This window comes from Nocardiopsis mangrovi (assembly GCF_042653925.1).
In the GTDB taxonomy this organism is placed as follows: domain Bacteria; phylum Actinomycetota; class Actinomycetes; order Streptosporangiales; family Streptosporangiaceae; genus Nocardiopsis_B; species Nocardiopsis_B mangrovi.
On sequence record NZ_JBHSFQ010000003.1, the window covers coordinates 389576 to 412528 of the forward strand.

15 protein-coding genes are annotated in these 22953 nt (G+C 71.5%); 9 read left to right on the plus strand and 6 right to left on the minus strand.

Translation table 11 applies throughout. The features are described from left to right. Positions 1 to 80: 80 nt before the first annotated feature. The 6 genes from ACFO4E_RS05585 to ACFO4E_RS05610 all read right to left on the minus strand — a co-directional run bounded on the left by ACFO4E_RS05585 (position 81) and on the right by ACFO4E_RS05610 (position 12160). Positions 81 to 1538, minus strand: coding sequence for an NAD-dependent epimerase/dehydratase family protein (locus ACFO4E_RS05585; protein ID WP_378571924.1), 1458 nt, complete (start codon positions 1536 to 1538; stop codon positions 81 to 83). Further along, entirely contained in the window at positions 1535 to 2434 is a 900-nt protein-coding gene (locus ACFO4E_RS05590) for an alpha/beta hydrolase (RefSeq protein WP_378571925.1), read from the minus strand. Before ACFO4E_RS05590 ends, ACFO4E_RS05585 begins: the two co-directional genes overlap by 4 nt. Next, the gene (locus ACFO4E_RS05595; RefSeq protein WP_378571926.1) at positions 2431 to 7524 is read right to left on the minus strand and encodes a family 78 glycoside hydrolase catalytic domain; all 5094 of its coding nucleotides are present in this window, start codon (positions 7522 to 7524) and stop codon (positions 2431 to 2433) included. The genes ACFO4E_RS05590 and ACFO4E_RS05595 overlap by 4 nt, the downstream gene beginning before the upstream one ends. 100 nt (positions 7525 to 7624) lie before the next feature. Then, positions 7625 to 8956, minus strand: a complete 1332-nt coding sequence (locus ACFO4E_RS05600) for an MFS transporter (protein ID WP_378571927.1) — start codon at positions 8954 to 8956, stop codon at positions 7625 to 7627. 310 nt (positions 8957 to 9266) lie between these two features. Next, positions 9267 to 10676 carry a LacI family DNA-binding transcriptional regulator gene (locus ACFO4E_RS05605; RefSeq protein WP_378571928.1) on the minus strand — a complete coding sequence of 470 codons (1410 nt, stop codon included), beginning with the start codon at positions 10674 to 10676 and terminating at the stop codon, positions 9267 to 9269. Between the two features lie 284 nt (positions 10677 to 10960). After that, positions 10961 to 12160, minus strand: coding sequence for a hypothetical protein (locus tag ACFO4E_RS05610; protein ID WP_378571929.1), 1200 nt, complete (start codon positions 12158 to 12160; stop codon positions 10961 to 10963). Positions 12161 to 13122: 962 nt separating this feature from the next. Between ACFO4E_RS05610 and ACFO4E_RS05615 the strand changes: the two genes are divergently transcribed. The 9 genes from ACFO4E_RS05615 (at position 13123) to ACFO4E_RS05655 (ending at position 22784) form a co-directional block, all read left to right on the plus strand. Then, positions 13123 to 14121, plus strand: a complete 999-nt coding sequence (locus ACFO4E_RS05615; RefSeq protein WP_378571930.1) for a substrate-binding domain-containing protein — start codon at positions 13123 to 13125, stop codon at positions 14119 to 14121. Positions 14122 to 14170: 49 nt separating this feature from the next. Continuing rightward, on the plus strand, positions 14171 to 15685 hold the full coding sequence (locus ACFO4E_RS05620) for a sugar ABC transporter ATP-binding protein (RefSeq protein ID WP_378571931.1): 1515 nt from the start codon (positions 14171 to 14173) through the stop codon (positions 15683 to 15685). A 14-nt stretch (positions 15686 to 15699) separates the two neighbouring features. Next, positions 15700 to 16713 carry an ABC transporter permease gene (locus ACFO4E_RS05625; RefSeq protein WP_378571932.1) on the plus strand — a complete coding sequence of 338 codons (1014 nt, stop codon included), beginning with the start codon at positions 15700 to 15702 and terminating at the stop codon, positions 16711 to 16713. A 177-nt stretch (positions 16714 to 16890) separates the two neighbouring features. After that, the gene (locus ACFO4E_RS05630; RefSeq protein WP_378571933.1) at positions 16891 to 17982 is read left to right on the plus strand and encodes a zinc-dependent alcohol dehydrogenase family protein; all 1092 of its coding nucleotides are present in this window, start codon (positions 16891 to 16893) and stop codon (positions 17980 to 17982) included. Then, positions 17979 to 19193 carry a DUF4380 domain-containing protein gene (locus tag ACFO4E_RS05635; RefSeq protein WP_378571934.1) on the plus strand — a complete coding sequence of 405 codons (1215 nt, stop codon included), beginning with the start codon at positions 17979 to 17981 and terminating at the stop codon, positions 19191 to 19193. The genes ACFO4E_RS05630 and ACFO4E_RS05635 overlap by 4 nt, the downstream gene beginning before the upstream one ends. Before the next feature lie 59 nt (positions 19194 to 19252). Continuing rightward, positions 19253 to 20008, plus strand: a complete 756-nt coding sequence (locus ACFO4E_RS05640) for an SDR family NAD(P)-dependent oxidoreductase (RefSeq protein WP_378571935.1) — start codon at positions 19253 to 19255, stop codon at positions 20006 to 20008. 25 nt (positions 20009 to 20033) lie between these two features. After that, the gene (locus ACFO4E_RS05645) at positions 20034 to 20765 is read left to right on the plus strand and encodes a FadR/GntR family transcriptional regulator (protein ID WP_378571936.1); all 732 of its coding nucleotides are present in this window, start codon (positions 20034 to 20036) and stop codon (positions 20763 to 20765) included. Then, the gene (dgoD, locus tag ACFO4E_RS05650) at positions 20762 to 21907 is read left to right on the plus strand and encodes a galactonate dehydratase (RefSeq protein WP_378571937.1); all 1146 of its coding nucleotides are present in this window, start codon (positions 20762 to 20764) and stop codon (positions 21905 to 21907) included. The genes ACFO4E_RS05645 and dgoD overlap by 4 nt, the downstream gene beginning before the upstream one ends. 16 nt (positions 21908 to 21923) lie before the next feature. Continuing rightward, positions 21924 to 22784: an SMP-30/gluconolactonase/LRE family protein gene (locus tag ACFO4E_RS05655; protein ID WP_378571974.1), complete on the plus strand. Its 861-nt coding sequence runs from the start codon at positions 21924 to 21926 to the stop codon at positions 22782 to 22784. Positions 22785 to 22953 lie beyond the last annotated feature (169 nt).

A 22953-nucleotide genomic window follows, 5' to 3' on the forward strand; every position in this document is an offset into this window, starting at 1 on the left:
CCTGATGGGCGGCTGCCCGGCCCTCGGCCGGATCGACGAATGCCGTGCGGGTTCGTGTGATCTCACTTCGGGGGCTGCGCTCAAACCGCCTCCGGTGTGCCGGGCTGATAATCGTTCTCGATCTGGGCGAGGAATGGGTTGCGTTCGGCCTGGCGGGCGTATCCCGCGGGGTCGCGGACGCAGTCGGCGCACCAGTGTCCGGCGGTGAGGACCAGGCGCGGGCTCGCGGCGAAGACGTGGTCGAAGGCGCAACGCCACACGAGCGGGGTCGCGATGTCGCCGGTCGTCACATCAGTCGTCAGGAGCCGACCACCGCGGAAGGCCGCCGCCTCGGAGTAGTCCAGAGATGTCCAGGTTGAAGGAATCTTGCCCTCGTCGTATCCGTGGTCGAGGTGGCTCGGTGTGCGCGTGGGGGCGGGTTCGCGGAACGTCGACCAGTCGCCGATCTGACGCCACTGCTCGTAGGAGCCGAAGTGCGCCGCGATCTCTTGGCGGTCACCGGCCCGCACGGCCGCCATCGTGCCCCGCGGTCTGCGGGTGAGCGGCTTCATGACGAGGTTCTTCACGATCCAGCCGGGCACCCTTCCCGCGGACCGGACCGACTTCGGGGCGGCCGCGATCGCCCGGCCCATGGCCTCCGCGAAGGTGTCCTTGCGGAAGGGCACGAGCGCGTGGAGGCGATCGCTGTCGGTGTACCACTGGCCGTGGAAGTTGCGGGTCGCGAACCAGTTGCGGTCGTACCACGTGCGGATGTCCTGCACGCCCATGGCGGCACCGATCGCCACCTGGAGCTGCCAGTTCGTCAGACGCCATCCCTCGCCGCCGCCGACGTTGTAGATGCCGCCCCAGAACTCGTCGGGGGCGCCGGCCGCGATTCCGGCGAGCAGCCGTGCCGAATCCTCCGCGGTCGCCCACTCCATGACGCCGCCGAACGGCGAGTGCGTCATGATCGGATCGCGGATCTCGAGCATCGCCGGGTGGAAGATGCCCGTCTGGCGCAGCCACGCCCATTTCGGTATCCCCGACTCGACGAGCAGGCGCTCGGCGGCGACCTTCGTCTGCCCGTACTCGTCGAACTGCGACACCCGGACGGGGTCGCCGACACGCCCCCAGTGGTGGGGATCCTGCCGGTCGCCGGTCTCGGCGACCGAACCCACGCCGACGACCGCGACCGATGCGGGATCCGGCCGTTCACGCACCGCCCTGATGATGTTCTGGATGCTGCCGATGTTCACGCGGCGGGCAAGGGCAGGGCTGCTGTCGGCGAGCGGCGGCACGACCGCTCCGACGTGGAGGACCACGTCGGCGCCGGCGATGGCCGACCGCACATCCGCGTAGCGTGTGAGATCGCCCCAGCACACGGAAAGATTCTCCATCCCGGAGAACTCCTCGAGGATCCTGCGGTCGGCCGCACCCGGCAGCGCGAAGGCGACGACCTCCAGCTCCGGGTGTGAGCGAAGCTCGCGGAGGGCGGCGCGGCCCCAATTGCCGGTGGCACCGGTGAGCAGCACCCGGCGTCGCGCGGTCGTCCCCGTCATCGTGGTGTGGTCCTTCCTTCGGTTCCGTCGGTTCGACGTTCTGCACTCAGCCAGGTCGCAATGGCGTCGATCCCGCGCCGGAATGGCGTTGTCGACGGCCTGTCGAGGAACCCGTGCGCCGCTTCTGCGATGACGTGGTAATCGAGCCTCGTGCCCGCGGAGTGGAGTTCGCGGCGGAACGCTGCCCCTGACGCCCGCAGCGTGTCCCTGTCGGCGTCGATCATGAGCACATCGGTGATGGCGCGCAGATCGTGTCCGCCGGGGAATGCCGTGGCCTCGCGCATCGCCTGCTCCGAGCCGGCGTAATTGCGATTCATGCGGTGGACCGTCTGCGGTCGGAACTGCGTGAGCCCACGCAGGCCCCGAACCCGCGCACGCATCTCGGGCGCGATCTCGGGAAGGGCCGCGTGGAACGTGCCGTAGGCGAGGACGAGAGGCGGGGCGGCTGTGCCCTGTTGGGCGAGTGCCAGTGCCGCTGCGGCGCTCAGGCACGCGCCCGCGCTGGCCCCGCCGAGCACGGCGTGAGCCTGCTCGTGACGTATTACCTCGAAGACGTCGAGCACATCGTGCAGGGGAACCGGATAGCGGGTCCCCGCCAGGCGTCCGGCAGGAGGGTCGCGGAACCAGTTCCACGGTGGCACGCGGCGATGGTCGACGGCCACGACCTCAATGCCCCGCTGGCCTAGGGCGGCGCCGACCGCGTGGGACTCGAGCTGGTCGAGTCCACCGAAAGCGAAGGCGCCGCCGTGTACCCAGACGAGCGTGGCGACGGGTTCGGCGCTCGCGCGGCGGTAGCGCCGCACGGGGATCGTGCCGTTGCGGCCAGCGATCAGGTGGTCGCCGATGTCCAGGCCGGCCGTGAGCCGAGTGACCGATCGGCGGTCGGATCGCTTCATCGGGTGGTTCCGGCGTCCTCACCGGCGGCGGCTTTCCGGCTCAAGCCGATGAGGTGCTCCAGTGCCGCATCGGTGATCTCGACGCCCGGGAAGCGTACGAACTGGGCCATCGGCATCGACTCGACCATCTTGAGCATGTTGGTGTTGTCGCCCGCCGCCGCGAGCCGCTCCTCGCCGGCAGTGGCCGTCAGCGCCTGCATCAGCGCCGGCCCGACGACGGGATGGCCGAACCATTCGCCGACGGTGGACTCCAGGCCGAGCGGGCCGGGAAGGTCCGTGTCCCCCTGGAGAGTGAGTGTCCGCGTTTCGGCGATGTCGGCCGCGGACCGTCCCAGGTGCACGCCGTAGGTGCCCGGCTGTACCCACCACCGCTTCCCGGAGACGTCCCAGAACGCGAACGCGCGGCGTTCCAGCTCGAACGACACCGTTGCGGACTGTCCCGGCTCCAACCGCACCTTCTCGAATGCGGCGAGCTCGCGAACCGGACGGCGCACACGCGAGGCGGCGGGGCTGACGTACAGCTGCACGATGTCGGCCCCTGGAGACTCACCGGTGTTCGTCACCGTCACGCGCGCGAGCGCGGTGCCGGGGCCCGTGTTCTCCACATCGAACGTGTCGTAGGCGAACGTGGTGTAGCTCAGACCATGTCCGAAGGGGTAGCGCACGGGGCGGTCGGTGCTCGTGTAGTACCGGTAGCCGACGAAGACGCCCTCGCCGTGGCGGACGACGTCGCTCTCACCGGGGAACGAGAGGTAGGACGGCGTGTCCGACAGGGCGAAGGGGATGGTCTCGGCAAGGCGGCCGGAGGGGTTGGCGGCGCCCGTGAGCACGTCGGCGAGCGCACCGCCGGCCGCCTGGCCGAGAGCCCAGCCCTCGACGATCGCATCCACCGAGTCGTGCCACGGTTCCAGGGAGACGACGCCGCCGTTCATGAGGACCACGACCGTTCGCTCGGCCGCGGCGGCCACCGCCTCGATCACGGCGACATGGCTCGCGGGCAGGTCGATGTGCTCACGGTCGAACCCCTCCGACTGGTCGCTCTCGTAGAGGCCGGCGAAGACCACCGCGACATCGGAGGCGGCCGCCGCTGCCGAGGCCTCGGCGATGAGCCCTTCGGTATCGGCGCCCGCGTCCGTGCCATACCCGTGGGCGAAGGTGACGTGGTCGTGTCCCAGTGCCGCTCGCAGTTCGTGCAGCGGGATGTCGACCCGCGTCGGGTTGACATGTGAGCTGCCTCCGCCCTGGAACTGCGGGTCGATCGCGAACCCGCCGATCACGGCGACGTTGCGACCGGGGACCAGCGGCAGCGTCTGGGCCCGGTTGCGCAGCAGGACGACCGATGCCGCACCCGCACGCCGCGCGAGCGCGTGGTGTGCGTCGTGGTCCAGCTCGGTGCCCCCGTCTGGAGCGGTCCTCTCCGCGAGACGGGCGAGGCGTTCGTGGGCGCGTTCGACGGCGTCGCGGTCGAGGCGCCCTTCGCGCACCGCGCCTATGATCGCCGTGGTTCCCTCGTCGTTGGAGGACGGCATTTCGAGGTCGAGGCCCGCGCGCAGTGCCTCGACGCGATCCTTGACGGCGCCCCAGTCGGAGACGATGAGCCCGTCGAAGCCCCATTCGTCGCGCAGGAGCTCTGTCAGCAGCCACGCGTTCTCCGAGGCGAAGACGCCGTTGATCGCGTTGTAGGCGCTCATCACGGTGGCGGGTCGCGCCGTTGTGACGATGCGTTCGAATGCGGGCAGGTAGATCTCGCGCAGAGCGCGCTCGTCGACGTCCGCGCTGACCTGCATCCGATCGGTTTCCTGGCTGTTGACGGCGAAGTGCTTGACCGAGGCGCCGACCCCACTGCTTTGCAGACCCTGCACCCATGCGGCTCCGAGCTCGCCGGCGAGGCGGGGGTCCTCGGAGAGGTACTCGAAGGTGCGGCCGCCCAGCGGCGAGCGCTTGATGTTGATCGCGGGGCCCAGGACGACGTCGACTCCCAGGAAGCGGGCCTCTCGCCCGATCGCCTCGCCGATTTCGCGCATCAGCGCCCGGTCCCAGCTGGATCCGGTCGCCGCCCCGGGCGGAAAGCACGTCGCCGGCCGTGAGGAGTGGACCCCCAGATGGTCGGATTCGCCGTCCTGGCGGCGTACCCCGTGGGGCCCGTCGGCGAGGACGAGTGACCGGATGCCCTCGGCCGCCCGCGTGGACGCGAAGTCGCGGCCGGTCAGCAGCGCGGCCTTGGCCTGGAGACCGGCGTCCTCCTCTGCCGTCGGCTCGGGCGCGCTGAGGACGTCGAGGGGGATCTCCTCTCCCGCTGACACCGCGGCGAGGCCGCGTTCCAGGTCCGCCAGCACACCGTCGGGGCGCGGCAGCATCGCCGCGATCTGGCGCGGCGTGACGTGGTCCTGTCCGCGCAGGCCCGCCGACATGTGCTCCGCCGCCTCGGGGATGTACTTCGTGACCACGCCCTTGAGCACGGCCACGGCCTCGGCGTCGTCCATCATCTCGCCGAGCGGTGTGTCGACGGTGACGGCACGGCGTGTGGACGGCTCGACCTCGAAGGGCTCGGTGTACACGTGCGTGCCGTGCCCGGCCTCGTGCACAGCGCCGGAAGGCAGGACGACCTCCGCGGTGGCGCCCACCGGCACGACGACGGTGAGCTCGACCGCGCCGTCGGTGAGCGTCCATGCGCTCGACGCCGTGCCATAGGGCGTGTGCAGGAGTGCCGAGGCCGCGGTCAATCCGCGCCGCGGCGGCCGAGGCGCCACGCGGAGGCGGCGGTAGCCGGGGGCGGCAGGGGCAAGGCCCGCGACCACGCGGTGCATCCAGTCGCCGACCGACCCGAAGGCGTAGTGGTTGAACGAGGTCATCCCGCTGGGGTTGACGGTGCCGTCGGGCAGGAGCGAGTCCCACCTCTCCCAGATCGTGGTGGCGCCGAGCTCGACCGTGTTGAGCCACGACGGGCTCTCGGTCTGCAAAAGCAGACGGTAGGCGGCTTCAGCGTGGCCGTTCGCGCTCAGCGCGTCGCAGATCAACGGCGTGCCGATGAATCCGGTGGAGATCTTGTACCCGTTGCCGCGCACGATCTCGGCGAGCCGGTCGGCGGCCCGCCGCCGCTCGTCGCCATCGTCGATGAGGCCGAAGACGAGCGCGAGGGAGTAGGCGGTCGCGCTGTCGGAGAGCAGGCGACCGGAGCGCGCGACATATTCGCGGTGGAAGGCGGTGCGCACCTCGTCGGCGAGCGCGCCGTAGCGGGCCGCGTCGTCGTCACTGCCGAGGAGCGCGGCGGCGTCGGCGACGATCCGTGCCGAGCGGGCGAAATAGGCGGTCGCCACGATCTCCGGGTAGGTCTGCGCCGCCTCGGGGCGACCGGCGGGGGCGGTGGGGTCAAGCCAGTCGCCGTACTGGAACCCGGCGCCCCAGATGCTGTCGGCGCCCGCTGCCGCCTCGACCTCGTCGACCCAGGACGCCATGCTGTCGAACTGCCGGCGCAGCACATCAAGGTCGCCGTAGGACTGGTAGAGCGTCCAGGGGACGACGGTGGCGGCATCCGCCCAACCGGCCATCGGGCCGTTGTACCCGACCGTCACCGCGGGCACGATCATGGGGGTTCCGCCGTAGCGCTGCTGCTCGGCGGCGAGGTCGCGCAGCCACGACGACAGCATTCCGGCCGAGTCGTAGAGGTAGGCGGCGGTGGGAGCGAACACCTGGAGGTCGCCGGTCCAGCCGAGCCGCTCGTCGCGCTGGGGGCAGTCGGTGGGCACATCGACGAAGTTGCCCTTCATGCCCCAGACGATGTTCTCGTGGAGCCGGCCGACGAGGGGGTCGGAGGCCGAGAACCATCCGGTGCGCTCCATGTCGGTGTGCAGCACCTCGGCGATGACGTCGTCGGCGCCGACTTCTCCGGGCCAGCCCGTGATCTCCGCGTAGCGGAAGCCGTGGAAGGTGAAACGGGGTGCCCACTCCTCGGCCCCCGCGCCGCCGAGCGTGTAGGTGTCGGTGGCCTTGGCGGCGCGCAGGGGGCCGGTCGCGAGCTCGCCGTTCTCAAGCACCTCGGCGTGGCGGAGGGTGATCGTGTCGCCCTTGTTGCCCCTGACGCGGATCCGCAGGCGCCCGACGAGGTTCTGGCCGAAGTCGACGATGGTCGCCCCCGAAGGGCTCCTCGTGATGTTCTGCGCGGTGAGCGTCTCGACTCGGCGGACGGGTGGGCCGTCGGGGGCGGTCAGCACGCCCGCATCGAAGGTGCGGACGGTCACGCTCTCCCACGCGGAATCGTCGAACGCGGCGGTCGACCACGCCGTGTCGAAGAGCCGCGCGTCGAAGTGTTCGCCGTTGTAGAGGTCGGCGGAGCGGATGGGGCCCGCGCCCGCCTTCCACTCGGGGCCGGATGCCACGGTCTGGCACTCCCCGTCCTCGTACTCGATCTCGATTTGGACGATGACGCCGAGTTCGGAGCCGTAGAGCGCCTTGCGTCCGTCCCATCCGAGGAACCCGCGCCACCAGCCGTCACCGAGCCATGCGCCCACCGCGTTCTGTCCGCTGGCGAGGTGGCCGGTCACGTCGTAGGTCGCATAGCGCACGCGCGACTCGTAGGCGCTCCAGCCCGGAGCCAGCTCGTCGTGTCCGACGCGATGGCCGTTGACCTCCAGCTCGAACACGCCGTGCGCGCTCGCGTGGACACGAGCGCGAGACACCGGCACATCCCGCACCGGGAAAGTGCCCCGCACGAGCGGTGCGGACTCGGAGGCGAGCGCACCAGCCGCATTTGGTCCCACCATCTGCGCGAGCCACTCCGAAGAGCTCAGCAGGCCCGCCTCAACGGTGGTCCACTCGCTCCACGCCGATGGGGAACCGTCTTCTCCGGCGACACGCACGCGCACGGCCCGCCGCTCCCGGGAGGAGAGCGGCGCGAAGGGCCATGCGACCAGTACCGACTCGTCGCCCTCGACCGGCACCGTCGTGCCGTCGTCGCGTTGGAGCTCGTAGCCGGACTGGCGCCACCCGGCCGGCGCCTCCGGAACGATCCAGCTCATGCGCGGTCGGGTCTCGGCGATGCCGATCGGATCGCGGTGGTGCTCGAAGCGCAGGCGTGTGGGGGTGATGGTCACGGAGACGGCCTCCTCGGGCTCGGTGCCGGACGGGTCGAGAGTGGGCGTGTCGGCGGCGGTTGCATGGAGGGCGGTGGGGTCGCGATCGTTTCCGGCGCGCTCACCGGACCGACCGAATCCGGGTGGTGGCGAGCCCTCCGGCCAATGTGCACACGGCCGCGACGGTGTAGAGCAGGGCGTAGTTCTTCTCCCCTGTGGCGCCCGCGCCGACGGCCAGGAACGCCGGCGCGATAAGCGGTGCGACCGCCTGCGGGATCGAGGTCGCGAACCCGGTGATGCTCATGAAGCGGCCGGCGTCGGTCTCGCGCTCGGGCAGCACGTCGAGCAGGAGCGCCTGGTCGACCGCTGCGAACGCGCCGATGCCGACGGAGGTGAGCGCGGCTCCGACGATGAGCAGGGGAAGATCCGCGGAGACGGCCATGACGATCGCGCCGGCCGCGAACAGAGCCCCTGCGCCGAACACGAAGACGCGGCGGCGGCGCAGCCGATCGGAGAGGAAGCCGCCGCCGATGGCTCCGACCGTGGTGGCCACAACACCGAACAGTGAGATTCCGGCGATCACCCCGGCGGCTTCATCGACGCTCACCCCCATGCGGGAGGCGAAGAAGAACGCCGTGAACGTCGTGTTGAGGGTGAGCCCGAAGTAGAAGAGGAAGCGGCCGAGCCAGTTCCACGAGTAGTCGGGGTAGGTGCGCGGGTCGTACAGGTACTTGCGCAGCAGCGACCCGGGTGTCAGCGCCTCGGGGAAGGTCGCGCCGCGGGTGTCGTCCTCGTGGACGAACACGACGAACAGCGTGACGAGCACGATGCCGATGGCGCCCGGCACGAGGAAGAGGAGGAGGTTGTCCCGCGTCAGCTGTCCCGCAAGCGCGACCCCGAGAACAGGGGCGACCTGGGTGGCGAATCCGGTCAGCCCGGAGACCTTGCCGCGCTGGGATTCCGGGAGCCGGTCGGCCGTGGAGAATTGCAGGTTTCCGAGCACCTGTCCCCAGCCGAGCTGCGCGAGGATCCAGCCCGCTCCCAACAGGACGATGTCGGGGGCCAGGGCCATCACGCACAGGGACGCGGTACCGAGCACCATTCCGGCGATCATGAACGGGCGCCGGCGCCCCAGGCGCGTGCGAGCACGGTCGCTGAGCACGCCGAGGACGGGACCGGCGACCATCACCGCCAGCGCCCCTGAACCGGTGATGTAGCCGAGGTACTCCTCGTGCCCGGGTGCGAGCTGATCGACGCGGATCGACAAGGAGATCGCCAGCGGCGTGATGAAAGCGACGAACACCCCGAACTGGGCGAAGACCATCAGCCAGATGTAGACCGCCCCGACCTCGGGCAGGGTGTCGCCCGTGAGCGCCTCGTTCGGCGGGGACGCCGGCTGCGCACCCGCGGAGGACGGTTCCTGGGCTGGCGCGCCGCTGGGGTTCATGGTCATGGCGATGGCTCCAGGGGGTGCGTGAACGCGCGACCAGCAACTATTGCGCGCTAGTTGTGCAATGACGTGATCGTAGACACATTCACTAGCGCGCGCAAGTAGGGGCAATTGGGCGGGCCCAGAGGCGTCCACCGCGCGAGTACCACTGGTCGGCGGCCAGGAGCCGCGGTCGCGGGGCGAGATCGGGGCCGATGTCGTGCACGCGGACCCACGGAGCCGCCGGCGGGCCCGATCGATCAGCGAGAGCAGATGTGGGGAAGCGATGCCGCCGGGGCCCGCCGCGCCCGAGTTCAGGCCGAAAGGCGGATGCTCACGTGGATTCGCGCCGCACGATGGTCGCGTCGACGTCGACGTGCCCGTGGGGCCGTGAGCGGCCGCCCACCTCGTCGAGGACCCACTGCGCGAGATGCCGGCCGAGCCCGGCGGTGTCGAGCCGCACGCTGGAGATGGAGGGGAGGAACACCGCTGCCAGCGGGCTGTCGTCGTGGCCGACCACGGCGAGGTCCGCGGGCACGGACACACCCGCGCGGATCGCGGCGCTCACGGTGGCGGCGGCGGTGTCATCGTTGTAGGCCACGACCCCGGTCACCCCGGCCGCACGCCATTGCGCGATCACGGAGCCGGCGCGCTCGTCGTCATGGGCCACCGGCCGCACGTCCAGGGTCTCCAGACCGAGCCGCCGGGCGGTCTCCTGAGCCGCGCGCGCACGTTCGGCGACGATTGCGGCGATGCGCGGATCCGGTGCCGCGGCGAAGGCCAGGCTCCGGTGGCCCAGTCCGTGCAAGTGCTCGACCTGGAGCCGCGGCCCGGTGGTGAGCGCCGGCGATCCGCGGAAAGACGCCGGCACCTCCTCCGGGGAGGGAATAATCCTGCCAACCCCGTTGGCGCGCATGGAGGCCACGTCCTCAGGGCCGAACGAGCTGAAGCCGACGACCACATCGGGGTTCAGCGACTCCCACAGGGGATGCGCCTGCCCGCTGGGGTGCGGGGTTGAGGTGACCAGGCTGTAGCCGGCCTCGTCGAGGAGTAGGGACGCCTCCTCCAGGTAGCGCCGCATGCTGTAGTCCACCGGCCAGTCGGGCAGAACGAACAGGATGATCCTGCTCTGACCGCTTGCGAGTGCCTGAGCGGCCCGGTGCGGCCGGTAGCCGAGGCGGACCGCCGCGTCCAGGACGCGGCTGCGGGTAGCCTCGGAGATCTTCTGTCCGGGGGTCTCGTTGAGGACGAAACCGACAGTCGCGCGTGACACGCCGACTTCATTGGCGATATCCGCGGCCGTGGTCCGTCGTTGCGAAGCCCGCCGTGCCATCGTGTTCTGTCTCCCGACCGTGCATATGCTTGCGCGCGCTAGCAATGTGACAATACCAAAGCGCCCAGTGTGTCGGTCGGCAACGGACGGGTCAGCGGTATGCCCGACGGGCCGCGCAGGGACCATCTCCGTGTGCGCGGGAGGCAGGTGACCTCCAGCCACTCCGCTTCGGACCGTGTGGTGCCGGATATGCGCAGAACGGATTCCTTGGGGCGCGCGTGGCTCTCTCCATAACGTCGTCGTCGCTCGAGGGCTGGTCACGCGTGCATGCCGAGGATGAAGAGTGACGCGCCGCCTTGGGATCGGTCGCGATGGCGGCCGCGGTTTCGCGGGCCCCGACGGTGTAAGCGGATACGTCGCGCGAGCCGGGGCAGCACGGTGACTGTCCGCGTTGACGGGCGACGAGATCATCCCCGCGCGGCCCGGGGCCGCGGTGAGCCACTGCCGACGGCTGGGAGCCCGAGTTCGATTCCCATCATCTCCCCCACTCTCGCACGAGCCCTGAGCCGCGGAAACGCGCCCCAGCGCAGGGGTATCTTTGCGCGCGAAGTGCACCGGAAGGTCACGGCTCCTACCCTCGGGCCCATCACCCTGATCCACGTTCCCACCCGCCGGTGAAGAATCTCCACCGGTCCTCCCGCCGACGCCCGTAAGCCGCGACGTCAGACAGCGACCTCCATACACCTTTGGGGCCGTCACAGGAGCCGGTGGCGGTTTTCTTCGGCTTCCGCGCGGACCAGTTCGATGAACCGATCCGTCACCGCCGCCTCGATCTCGTCGCCATCTCCTTCGGCTTCCGCGGAATCGTCATCAGTGTCGTCGCAATCCAACTCGTCGTAGGCGTACTCACCGAAGAGCGCCCGGCACCCGCCGATGCCGGCGACGAGGTCCTCCAACAGATCGCGCGAGGGCCGAAGCGGGTCCAGCGGAGTGGCGCGGATGGACGCGAGAAGCTCCTCGCCCACCTCCGGATGGTGGCCGTAGCGCTGGGCGGTCTTCTGGACCTCCTCGATGGTCAAGACCAGCCCCTCCGGGTCGGGGATTCGGCCTTCGGCGACGGCCATCGCCTGCCGGACCAAGCCCGTCACGACGTCGTAGGGGGACTCGTCGGCGTCCAGCAGTTCCAGGACAAGGGTCGGGGTCTCGTGCGGCAACGCAGAGATGTTGTCCGACTCCTGCACGACCAGCGTCGGCGTGATCCCCGACGCCTCCGACACCACGTCGGCCGCCGCCTGAAGCCAATGAGCTGCGGCAACCGCGGCCGCGGTGGGGTCGACCTCGGTGAACAGCTCTTCGGATCCGAATGGGTCGGCGTTGAGCATGCGGTCGGCGGCTTCCACCTGCGCGGGAGAAGCGCCCGCCCGGTCCAGCATCACCGCCTGGCGGGCGCGTCCGGTCAGGTCGCCCAGCTCGGCCTGTTCGATCGCGGCCGTTTCCGCCTTCGCCTCGGCGACGACCGCCGCCGTCAGTTCCGGATTGCCGATGGTGTGGAGTACGCGGCCGACGCGGTGCGCGCACTCCTCGACCGGGCTGTAGGACTGGGTGAGGAACCCTCCGGACGGAAGGTTCGGATCGGCGATCGCCTGGGGGACCTCGGCGAAGGCGTCGCGCTCCCCCTGCCGGCGCCACCCCTCGCTGTTGGTCTCCAGGCTCTCCGCGGCGGTGGCGGGGTAGGTGTAGGTACGCCATAGGGCCTCGGAGAGCTCGGTGAGCTTCCCCGCGAGCTCCTGAGCATGAAGGTGGTCATCGTGTGCACCACCCAGCTCCGCAACCATGGCCGCCGCGTCCCCGCGCCCCGTCCCCCAGCACACGATCAGCGCATTGCGTTCTTGATCAAAAGCGTACCTACTCACGAAACAACCCTCCCAGCTACAAGTTGGGCTCCACCATCCCATCGCGCAACGACATACCCATGCGGATTCGCAGAGAGCGAAATGCCGGGTCAAGATCAAAATGGCCGACCTCCACAACAACGACCCAGCGGAACGTGTGCTCCGTATGTGCTCGGTGGTCATGGACCGGGCCGGATGCAAACGGCACCGATCGGCACCGGCTGAATTCGCATCGGGGATCAGCCGACACAAAACGGCATTCCCGGCGACTGTCCGGCAGCTGCCTGGGCAACTTCTAATCCGACGGTCGCAGGTTCGAATCCTGCCAGGTGCGCCACCCATGACCTGGTGTTTCTGCGTCCGCATCGGCGGACAGGGACACCTGCCGGGTTCCTGATGTGTCCAGACCACCCCCCCAGCCCCAACCACCGCCAGCGTCGTCGTCCCGCGACGCCGGACGATGGCGCGCGTGTCACGCAGCATCAGGGCGGCGGTCTTCTCAGCAGCGCGTTGGCGGCCTCGGGAAGGGCACTGGTATTCCCCCATCACCCCCATCAGACGCTCCCTCACTCGGTTGCGCCAACGGACGCCAACGGACACTGTCGGCACCCGCCACGTGTGAAGGCGCTGTCACCAGACGGGCTGGGGACCGCCACGGGGGTGCAGGAGGCGAGCAGAGGGCTGTCACTGGGCTGTCAACCGCGGCCGATTCGAGCGTGTGCACGTCGACCGTCTCGCCGCTCCCGATTCCGGGCGGCTCTTGGCGTGCGTCCCTCGATCCTCGTCCGGTGGCTTACCCCGGTGGCGCTTCGCCCGGGGGATGCACCCGGGCGCCGGGAGCGGGACCGGAGCCCTCCGCTTCAGCGTGGCCGGCCGGGCTGATGCATGTGACCCCCAGCACTCGAAAAATATTTAATTACTATTTATTCTTGACGTTACCTAGGTCACTCTGACAAGCTCTCCCGCAGTTCGAGGGAGGCGTCCGCGCTGGTGAGCGTGTTCGCCCTAGGCCAAGGAGGACCCCCATGGGCAGACGACCGCCGCGCCCGCTCGGCCGCGCGCTCGCCGCTCTCACCGCCGTCCTGTGCACGCTGGCACTCGCCGGATGCGGGGCGAGGCTCGGAGAGGACGGCCGTATCGGCGTCGTCTACATGGACGCGCAGGGCTTCTACGCGGGAGTCCGCCAGGGCATGCAGAACTACGCGGAGAACTCCGGCCGCGAGCTGCAGCTCCTGGAACTCAACGCCCGCGGCGACGCCTCCGAGGAGAGCACCTTCGTCGACGTCGCCTCGTCGGCCGACGTCGACGCGCTGGTCCTGTCACCGGTCTCGGCCACCGCCTCGGTCCCCGCCGTGCGCCTGGCGCACGAGAGCGGAGTGCCGGTGATCTGCTACAACACCTGCATCGAGGATGAGGCCGCCAAGGAGTACGTGACCTCCTACATCCTGGGCGACCCCCACGAGTTCGGGCGCCTGCTCGGCGACGCCGCCGCGGACCACTTCGAGGACGCGGGTGTGGAGGATCCCGAAATCGCCGTCCTCAACTGCGAGTTCGTCGAGGTCTGCGTGCAGCGTCGCGAGGGTTTCGAAGAGGCGCTCTTCGACCGCCTGCCCGAAGCCCGGATCGTCGCGAACCAGGAGGGCGCCACGATCGACGAGGCCGTCGACGTCGGCGAACGGCTCCTCACCGCACACCCCGATCTGGACGCCTTCTACGGCGAGGCGGGCGGCGCCTCCATGGGCGCGGTCCGCGCCGTGAGCAACCGGGGTCTGGCCGGGGAGGTCGCGGTCTTCGGCAGCGACATGTCCACGGACGCCGCCCGCGCCCTGTCCGACCACGAGATCCTCAAGGCCAACGTCGACATCTCCGGCACAGCGGTCGGGCTCCTGGCGGGGGAGACCGTCGCGCGCATCCTCGCGGGCGACCCGTCCGAGGAGTTCGTCACCCAGGCGCCCATCGACCTCTACACCACGCCCGAGGACGGCGAGGAGTGGCTGGAGGAGCACCCGGACGGCATCCCCTGACCGGCCTCCGACGCACCCGCCCACCCTTCGTCCCACCTGTGGAGCAGCCATGAGTGACACCCCTGCCGCGGCGCCCGGCACCAAGGTCGTGGCCCGCGTGCGCGGCGCGACCAAGAGCTACCCCGGAGTCACGGCACTGGACCGCGCCGACTTCGAGATCCGCGCCGGAGAGGTCCGCGCCCTGCTCGGGCGCAACGGCGCCGGCAAGTCCACGCTGATCCGTCTGCTGTCCGGCGTGGAGACGCCCGACGAGGGCGAGATCGAGATCGGCGGCCTACCGCTCGGCCAGGGCGGCATCCGCCGGGCGGCCAAGCTCGGCGTGGGCACCGTCTACCAGGAACTCAGCCTGGTCCCGGAGTTGTCGGCCGCGGAGAACCTCTATCTCGGCTCGTGGCCCAAGGGAGGCGGGCGCATCGACTACGGCGCCATGAGGGCCGGCGCCGAGGAGGTGTTCGCCGAACTCGGCGTCGCCATCTCCTGCGACACCCGGGTCGGCGAGCTCCCCCTGGCCCAGCAGCAGCTCGTGGAGATCGCACGCGCCTTCAGGGCCCGGCCCCGGCTGCTGATCCTGGACGAGCCCACCAGCGCCCTCGCCGCGGCCGAGGCCGAGGCCGTCCTGGAGGCCGTCACGCGTGTCGCCGCGAGCGGCGTGGGCGTCATCTATGTCAGCCACCGCCTGGACGAGATCCGCCGCGTCGCCGACACCGTCACCGTCATGCGCGACGGCGCCGTCGTGGAGACCGTGCCCGTCCGGGGCGCCACCACCGCCCGAATCGTCTCCCTCATGCTCGGCCACGAAGGCGGGGAGGAGGCCGCGCCGCGGCGCCGCACCGCCGCCACCGGGGCTCCCTTGCTGTCGGTCCGCGACCTGGCGGTCCCGCCGAAGGTCGAGAGCGTCTCCTTCGACCTCCACCCCGGGGAGGTCCTGGGGCTGGGCGGCCTCATGGGGTCCGGGCGCACCGAGCTCCTGCGGGCCCTGGCCGGCTTCACTCCTTCGCAGGGCACCGTGGAGGTGGACGGGGCCCCGGTGGGACGCCCCACGTCCCGGGCCATGAGGCGCCTGGGCGTGGGCATCACCCCCGAAGACCGCAAGGGAGAGGGCGTCGTCCCCCTCCTCGGCGTCTCCGAGAACATGGTCATGACCTGGTTCGGAGGGGCCTCGCGGGCCGGAACCGTGCTGCCCTCGCGCGTCTCGTCCATCGGCCGCGACCTCATCGGCCGGCTGTCGATCAAGGCGGCCAGGCCGGACACCCCGATCGTCAACCTCAGCGGCGGCAACCAGCAGAAGGCCGTCATCGGCCGCTGGCTGCACGCCGGAAGCCGCATCCTGCTCCTGGACGAACCCACCCGCGGCGTGGACGTGGAGGCCAAGGCCCAGATCTACGGCATCGTCCGCGAACTCGCGGAGCAGGGCGCCGCGGTCCTCTTCGTCTCCAGCGAGCTGGAGGAGCTGCCGCTCGTGTGCGACCGCGTGCTGGCCCTGCGCGCAGGACGCCTGCAGGGCGAATTCACCGGCGACGACATCACCCTGGACAACATCATGGCCGCCGCGATGGCGGCGTGAACGGCGAGGTAGCAATGACCACGACCACCACCAAGGCCACCGGCGGGGCGGTCTCCGCCCGCGGCGGCTTCATCGGCCGCTACGGGCACCGCCTCAACGAGATCGGTCTCCTAGCCGCCATCCTGATCCTCTACGTCGTCCTCGGACTCACCGCCTCCGGGTTCCTGAGCCCTGACAACCAGCTCGGCCTCCTGCGCAACGCCGCGACGATCGGCATCGCGGCCTGGGGCGTCACCCTGGTGATCATCGCCGGGGAGATCGACATCAGCATCGGCCCGGCCGTCGCCTTCGCCTCGGTCATCGTCGCCAAGGGCGCCACCGAGTGGAACCTCGGCGTGATCGGCGCCATCATGGTCACCCTCGCCATGGGCGTGCTGTGGGGCGCCCTCGCCGGGTGGCTCAGGGCGCGGTTCAACGTGCCGTCCTTCATCACCACGCTGGGGCTGTGGAGCGTCTTGGGCGGCCTGGCGCTGTACATGACCGACGCCCTGCCCGTGCCGCTGCCCGAGAGCGGCCTCCTCGACGTGCTCGGCGGATCCGTCCTGGGCGTGCCCACCGCCGCGGTGGTCATGCTCGTGCTCTTCGCGGTCTTCGCCTACGTCGCCAAGTACACCGCTTACGGACGGTCCGTCTACGCCACCGGAGGCAACGCCGCGGCGGCGCAGCTCGCCGGGCTCAACGTGCCCCGGGTGCGCGTCCTGCTGTTCGCCACCACCGGGCTGCTCTCCGCCATCACCGGCGTGCTGCTCGCGGCCCGCCTGGGCTCGGGCAACGGCGGTGCCGCGGCGGGGCTGGAGTTCGACGTCATCGCCGCCGTCGTCATCGGAGGCACCGCGCTCGCCGGCGGGCGCGGCTCGCTCGGCGGCACCTTCCTGGGCGTCGTCTTCATCACCGTCATCGCCAACGGCCTGGTGCTGCTCGGAGTCAACTCCTTCTTCCAGGACGTGGTGCGCGGCCTCATCATCGTCGGGGCCGTCCTGATCAACGTCGTCATCAGCAGGCGCAGCGCCGCCACCAGGCTCGCCTAGGAGCGTTCTCCAGGTGGTCTGCGGACCACCGTCCAGCGGTTTCGTGCATCGCGAGGTGCGACGGTCGACCCGGTCGTACTTCGCGGGTGCGGAGACGCGGCGCAAGGCGGCCTGGCGGACGCGGGCCCGGACGCACCCGAGAGAACGCGACCCAGCCCGAACGGGGGAATTCACGTCATGAACACAACGGCCTTCGGCGCCCCGCCGCCCGCGACCATGCGCGGTGTGCGGCTCCCCGGTGACTCCACCGCGGTCGTGGCCACCCTGCCCGTGCCCGAGCCGGGCCCGGGCCAGGTGCTGCTGAGGATCGGAGCCTCGGGGATCTGCGGCAGCGATATCGGCTACATCTACCGTGAGCACAAGACGCACCGGGGCGTCGACGGCCCCGCATACCGGGGTGTCGTCGCCGGCCACGAGCCCTCGGGAACGGTCGTGCAGGCCGGTCCGGGGTGCCGCAGGTTCGGCCCCGGCGACCGGGTCATCGTCTACCACATCGCCGGGTGCGGGCTGTGCGACAACTGCCGCCGCGGCTACATGATCAGCTGCACGGACCCGGGCAGGGCCGCCTACGGCTGGCAGCGCGACGGGGGCCACGCCGAGTACCTGCTGGCGCAGGAGTCGACCTTGGTCCCCCTGCCCGACGAGCTCTCGTTCGTGGACGGCGCGCTCATCGCCTGCGGCTTCGGTACCGCCTACGAGGGCCTGAGGCGCGTCGCGGTCAACGGTGACGGGGACCTGCTCGTCGTGGGCCTGGGACCGGTCGGCCTGGCGGCGGGCGTGATCGGCCGGGGCATGGGCGCGGCCCGGGTGATCGGGGTGGAGCCCAACCGGCGGCGCCGGGAGTGGGCCGCCACCCTGGACGTCTTCGACTCCCTCGCGTCGCCCGATGAGGCGGCCGAGGAGGTCGCCCGGGTCACCTCCGGAAGGGGCGCGGCGACGGTGATCGACTGCTCCGGATCGCGTGCGGGCCGTTCCCTGGCCTTGGAGGGCGCGGCCGAGTGGGGCCGGGTCTCCCTGGTCGGCGAGGGCGGCACCCTGGAGACCGAGGTGTCGGACACCCTCCTGCACAAGCAGCTCACCCTCTACGCCTCCTGGGTGACCTCGCTGCCCGCCATGGCCGAGCTGTCGGTGAACCTGGTCCGGTGGGGCCTGTCCCCGGAGCGGGTGGTCTCCGACCGCTTCGACCTCACCGAGGCCGACGCCGCCTACCGGCTCGCCGCGGGCGAGAGCCGGGGCAAGGTGTGCCTGGTGAACGGGGAGGAGCGGTGAACTCCCCCGTCATGATCCGGCGCGACGGCTCCGGCGCGCGCGAACTGGTCGTACTCGACAACGGGGTGGTCCGGCTGACCGCGGCCCCCGGGCTGGGCGGCCGGGTGCTGTCCGTGCGCCACCGCGGCCGCGAGCACCTGTACCGCAACCCCCGCCTGCTCGGCGAGGACCTCCGGCCCGTGCCGGGCGCGGTTCTCGGCCCGGTGGACGGGCCGATGAGCGCGTGGAACAACGTCGGCGGCGACAAGACCTGGCCCGCGCCCCAGGGGTGGGACGGCCCCGGCCAGTGGGCCGGTCCCCCCGACCCCGTCCTGGACTCGGGCGCCTACGGCGCCGAGGCCGCGTCCGCCCCCGACGGCTCCGCCACACTCACCCTCACCAGCGGTGACGACCCGCGCTCGGGCCTGCGCCTGCGCCGGCGCCTCACGCTGGAGCCCGGCACCGCCGGCTACCGGCTGGACCTGGAGGCGGTCAACGTCTCCGACCGCGCCCGCCGGTGGGCGCTGTGGAACGTGACCCAGATCGACGGGGCCGCCGCCGCAGGGGACGGCGCCGGCGGCGTCTACATAGGGGTCCGAGGGCCGGGCCCGCACACCGTCCCGCTCGTCGCGGGAAACGGGCATCCGCGGGTCCTGGGGCACACGCCCTCGGTGGTCCGGGTGCCCCGGCAGGACGTCGTCGGCAAGGTCGGCTTCCCCACAGCGTCGGGATGGCTGGCCAACGTGGGCGCCGCGGGCACCCTGACCCTGCGCTTCGGCGTGAGCGAGGGGGACGAGTACCCGGACGGCGGGTCCAGGGCCGAGGTGTGGCTGGAGGCACCGGTGGAGCGGCCGCTGGCGCACCTGGGCGGGCTGTGCCCGGTGGACCGGGTGACCGAGGTCGAGGCGCTGGGGCCGCTCACCGAGCTCGAACCGGGTCGGGGCGTATCCCTTGGCATCGCGTTCGGCTTCGGGACCGGCACGGGGCCGGTGGCCGGGGTGACCCCCGACGGCTTCTGGAGCGAACCGCCCCGCTGGGGCGCGCGGGAGCCCGGCGGGCGGCGCCTGGCCGGGACCTTCACGTCCTCGCGCTCCGGCACCCTGGTCCACGACGCGTCCGGCCGTACGGTCGCGCGGACACGGGCCGGCGAACCGGTGCGCTTCGACGCCCTGGTCCCCGCCCCCGGCACGGACACCGCGCCCGCCGTCGTGTTCGCACCGGCGGAGCCGTAGCCGGCCCGGGGCCGGGAGCCCCGGCCGGACCGAGCGCACCTACCAGTTTACGGAGCGATATGACAGAGACCCGGCACAACGGAGTGACGGCCGTGATCACCGGCGCGGCACAGGGCATCGGGGAGGCGACCGCCCGGCGCCTGGCCGCCGAGGGCGCCTCGGTGGTGCTGACCGACCTGTCCCCCCGCTTGGCGGAAGCGGCCGCGCGCATCCGCGCGGAGGGCGGGCGCGCCCTGGCGGTGCGGGCCGACGTGAGCGACGAGGACTCCTGGGACGAAGTCGTGGAGGCCGCCCGGAGCTCCTTCGGGCCGGTGGGCGTCCTCGTCTCCAACGCCTACACCTTCGAACAGGCGCCCGCCCACGAGACCGCGCTCGGCTCCTGGGAGCGCCAGCTCGCCGTCAACCTCACCGGGGCCTTTCTGGGCGTGCGCGCCTGCGTGGGCGACCTCTCCGCCAACGGCGGCAGCGTCGTCATCACCTCCTCGGTCCACGCCTGGTTCGGGCTCCCCGGCCGGCCGGCCTACGCCACCACCAAGGGCGGTCTCACCGCCCTGACCCGCCAGCTCGCCGTCGAGTACGGGCCGCGTGTGCGCGTCAACTGCGTACTGCCCGGTCCCGTCCTCACCGCCGCCTGGGAGGAGGTGGGCGAGGAGGACCGCCGCGCCAGCGTCGCGCAGACCGTCGCGGGCCGTTTCGGCGACCCGGACGAGGTCGCCTCCGTCATCTCCTTCCTCGCCTCCGCGGAGGCCTCCTACGTCACCGGAGCGAGCCTGCCGGTGGACGGAGGGTGGAGTATCTACAAGGCGTCTTCGTGACGGGGCGCCTGGAACGGAGGAAGTGATGGCGGCTTACTCGGGGCGCGGCGTGCACGGCCAGACGGTGCGGTTGCTCGGAGAGCGCGTGCTCTCCGGCCGGATCGGCGAAGGGGCGACGATCGACCTCGCCTCGCTCAGCGAGGAGCTCGGACTGAGCCTCACCGCGATCCGCGAGGCGATCAAGGTCCTGGCGGCCAAAGGGCTGGTGGGCTCGCGGCAGAAGAAGGGGACGTTCGTGCGTCCCCGCGGCGACTGGAACCTGCTCGACCCCGACGTGGTCCGGTGGCAGATCGCCACCGGCGCGGGAGACGTCTTCTTCCGGGACCTGGCCGAGCTCCGAGACGCCCTGGAACCCTCCGCGGCCCTCCTCGCGGCCCGGCGCCGCACCGACGCCGACGTCGCCGAGCTGCGCACGGCGCTCACGGACATCGCCGACTCCGTCGGCGGCCCGGCCGAGGAGGCCGCGACGGCCGACGTGCGCTGGCACCGCGCACTGCTGGCGGCCACGCACAACGAGCTGTTCATCCGCACGGAGGTCCTCCTCGCCACGGGGCTCTCCGAACGCGACCGCCTGGTCCACGGAGGCGCGCCCGACGACCCGGTGCCCAGCCACGCCGCCGTAACGGAGGCCGTCGCCGCCGGCGACCCCGCCGCCGCCGAGTCCGCCATGCGCGCGCTGCTGGACCAGGCGCGGGAGGACCTGCTGCGCGCCACCGAGGACGACGTGCCCGAAGACGATCTGGAGACAACGCAGTGAGAATCACCCGCATCGAGACCTTCCTCGTCCCGCCCCGGTGGCTGATGTGCCGGGTGGAGACCGACGACGGCGTCGTCGGCTGGGGCGAGCCCGTGGTTGAGGGGCGGGCGGAGACCGTGCGGGCGGCGGTCGAAGAACTGTCCGAACTCCTCCTCGGCCAGGACCCCACTCCTATCGAGCACCACTGGCAGCGCCTCACCAAGGCCGCGTTCTACCGCGGAGGGCCGGTGCTGTCCAGCGCGGTCGCGGGGCTCGACCAGGCGCTGTGGGACATCGCGGGCAAGCGCCTGGGCGTCCCCGTTCACCAGCTCCTCGGCGGCCCCGTCCGCGACCGGGTGCGCGTCTACGGCTGGGTCGGCGGCGACGAGCCGACCGAGCTGGTGGAGGCGGTCTCCGCCCGCGTGGAGTCCGGGCTGACCGCCGTGAAGATGAACGCCTGCGGGGTGATGGGGCGTTCGGCCACCGTACGGGAGATCGACGGTGTCGTGGAGCGGCTGGCCAGGGTCCGCGAGGTGCTGGGGCCGGACAGGGACGTGGCCGTGGACTTCCACGGGCGCTTCAACGCGGCCACCGCTCGCAGGGTCCTGCCCCTGCTGGAGCCCCTGCGCCCCATGTTCGTGGAGGAGCCCGTTCTGCCCGAGTACGGGCACCTGCTCGACGACGTCGTACGGTCCAGCCCGGTGCCGATCGCCACCGGGGAGCGCCTGTTCAGCCGGGCCGACTTCCTCCCCGTGCTCCAGGCGGGCATCGCGGTCGCCCAGCCCGACCTCTCCCACGCGGGAGGGATCTCGGAGGTGCGCAGGATCGCCTCCCTCGCCGAGACCTACGACACCCTCCTGGCCCCGCACTGCCCCCTCGGCCCCCTGGCCCTGGCCGCGAGCCTGCAGATCGCCTTCGCCACACCCAACTTCCTCATCCAGGAACAGAGCATCGGCCTCCACTACAACCGCGACGCCGAACTGCTCGACTACGTCCTGGACACCGATGTCTTCGCCTTCCCCGACGGGCACATCCGCCGCCCCGAGGCGCCGGGGCTGGGCGTGAGCGTCGACGAGGACGCCGTGCGCAGAGCGGACCGGACGGGCCACCGCTGGAGGGCGCCGGTGTGGAGCCACACGGACGGATCCTTCGCGGAGTGGTGAGGAAGGCGTGACGGGCATCATGTGCGAACCGTGGAGCACGGACCGCTTCGAACTGGGGGAAGGGCTGCGCCGGCACGGCCGGGACCTGTTCATGGTGGACATCCTCACCGGCAGGCTCCTCAGGCTCGACCCGCTGGTCCCGGGCCCGGCTGAGGTGCTCGCCGTCCTCGGAGTGCCCTTGGGCGCGGTCGCCCCCGTCCTGGGCCGGCCGGGGGCGCTCATCGCGGCGGCCGGCACGGGGGTGGCGCTGCTCGCCGGCGACGGCGGGCTGCGGTGGCTGGCCCGGCCCGAGGCCGGTTCGGCCACCCCGATGAGGATGAACGACGGCTGCTGCGACCCGCGGGGAAGGTTCTGGGCGGGGTCGATGGCCTACGACGGCACCCTCGGTGCCGGTTCGGTCTACCGCACCGACCCCGACGGCGCGGTCACCCGGGTCCTTGAGGGCTACACCGTCCCCAACGGCCCCGCGTTCACGGCCGACGGTGCCCGCATGTACCTCGCCGACAGCGCCGAGGGCAGGATCGACGCCTACGAGGTCTCCCCCGGCGGAGCGCCGGGGGCGCGGACCACCTTCGCCCGCGTCGGGGAGGGAAGCCCCGACGGGATGCAGGTCGACGCCGAGGGGCACCTGTGGGTCGCCGTCTGGGGAGCCGGACGGGTGCACCGCTACGACCCCGACGGGGCCCTGGAACGCGTGGTGCCCCTGCCCGCCGCGCAGCCGACGAGCGTGTGCGTCGTCGACGCCCCGGAGCCCCGGCTGTTCGTCACCTCCGCCGCGATCGGCCTCGACCGCGCCGGTCCCTGCGACGGCGCCGTCTTCTCGGTCCCCGTGGACACCTCCGCCCCGGCGGCCCACCCCTTCAGGGGAAACCTGTGACCCCCCCATAGGGCACCGGCGCGGGTGGGACCCCGCCGCTCCCCACCGCGACCGAGCCGGCCTTCTGAAGCGGACCCCCGCTATCTGTTCGATGATGCCGGGCTCATGAACCGCTGGGGAGTGCGGTCGCGCTCTGCGTCACCGGTCCGGTGGGGACGGCCCGGCGGAT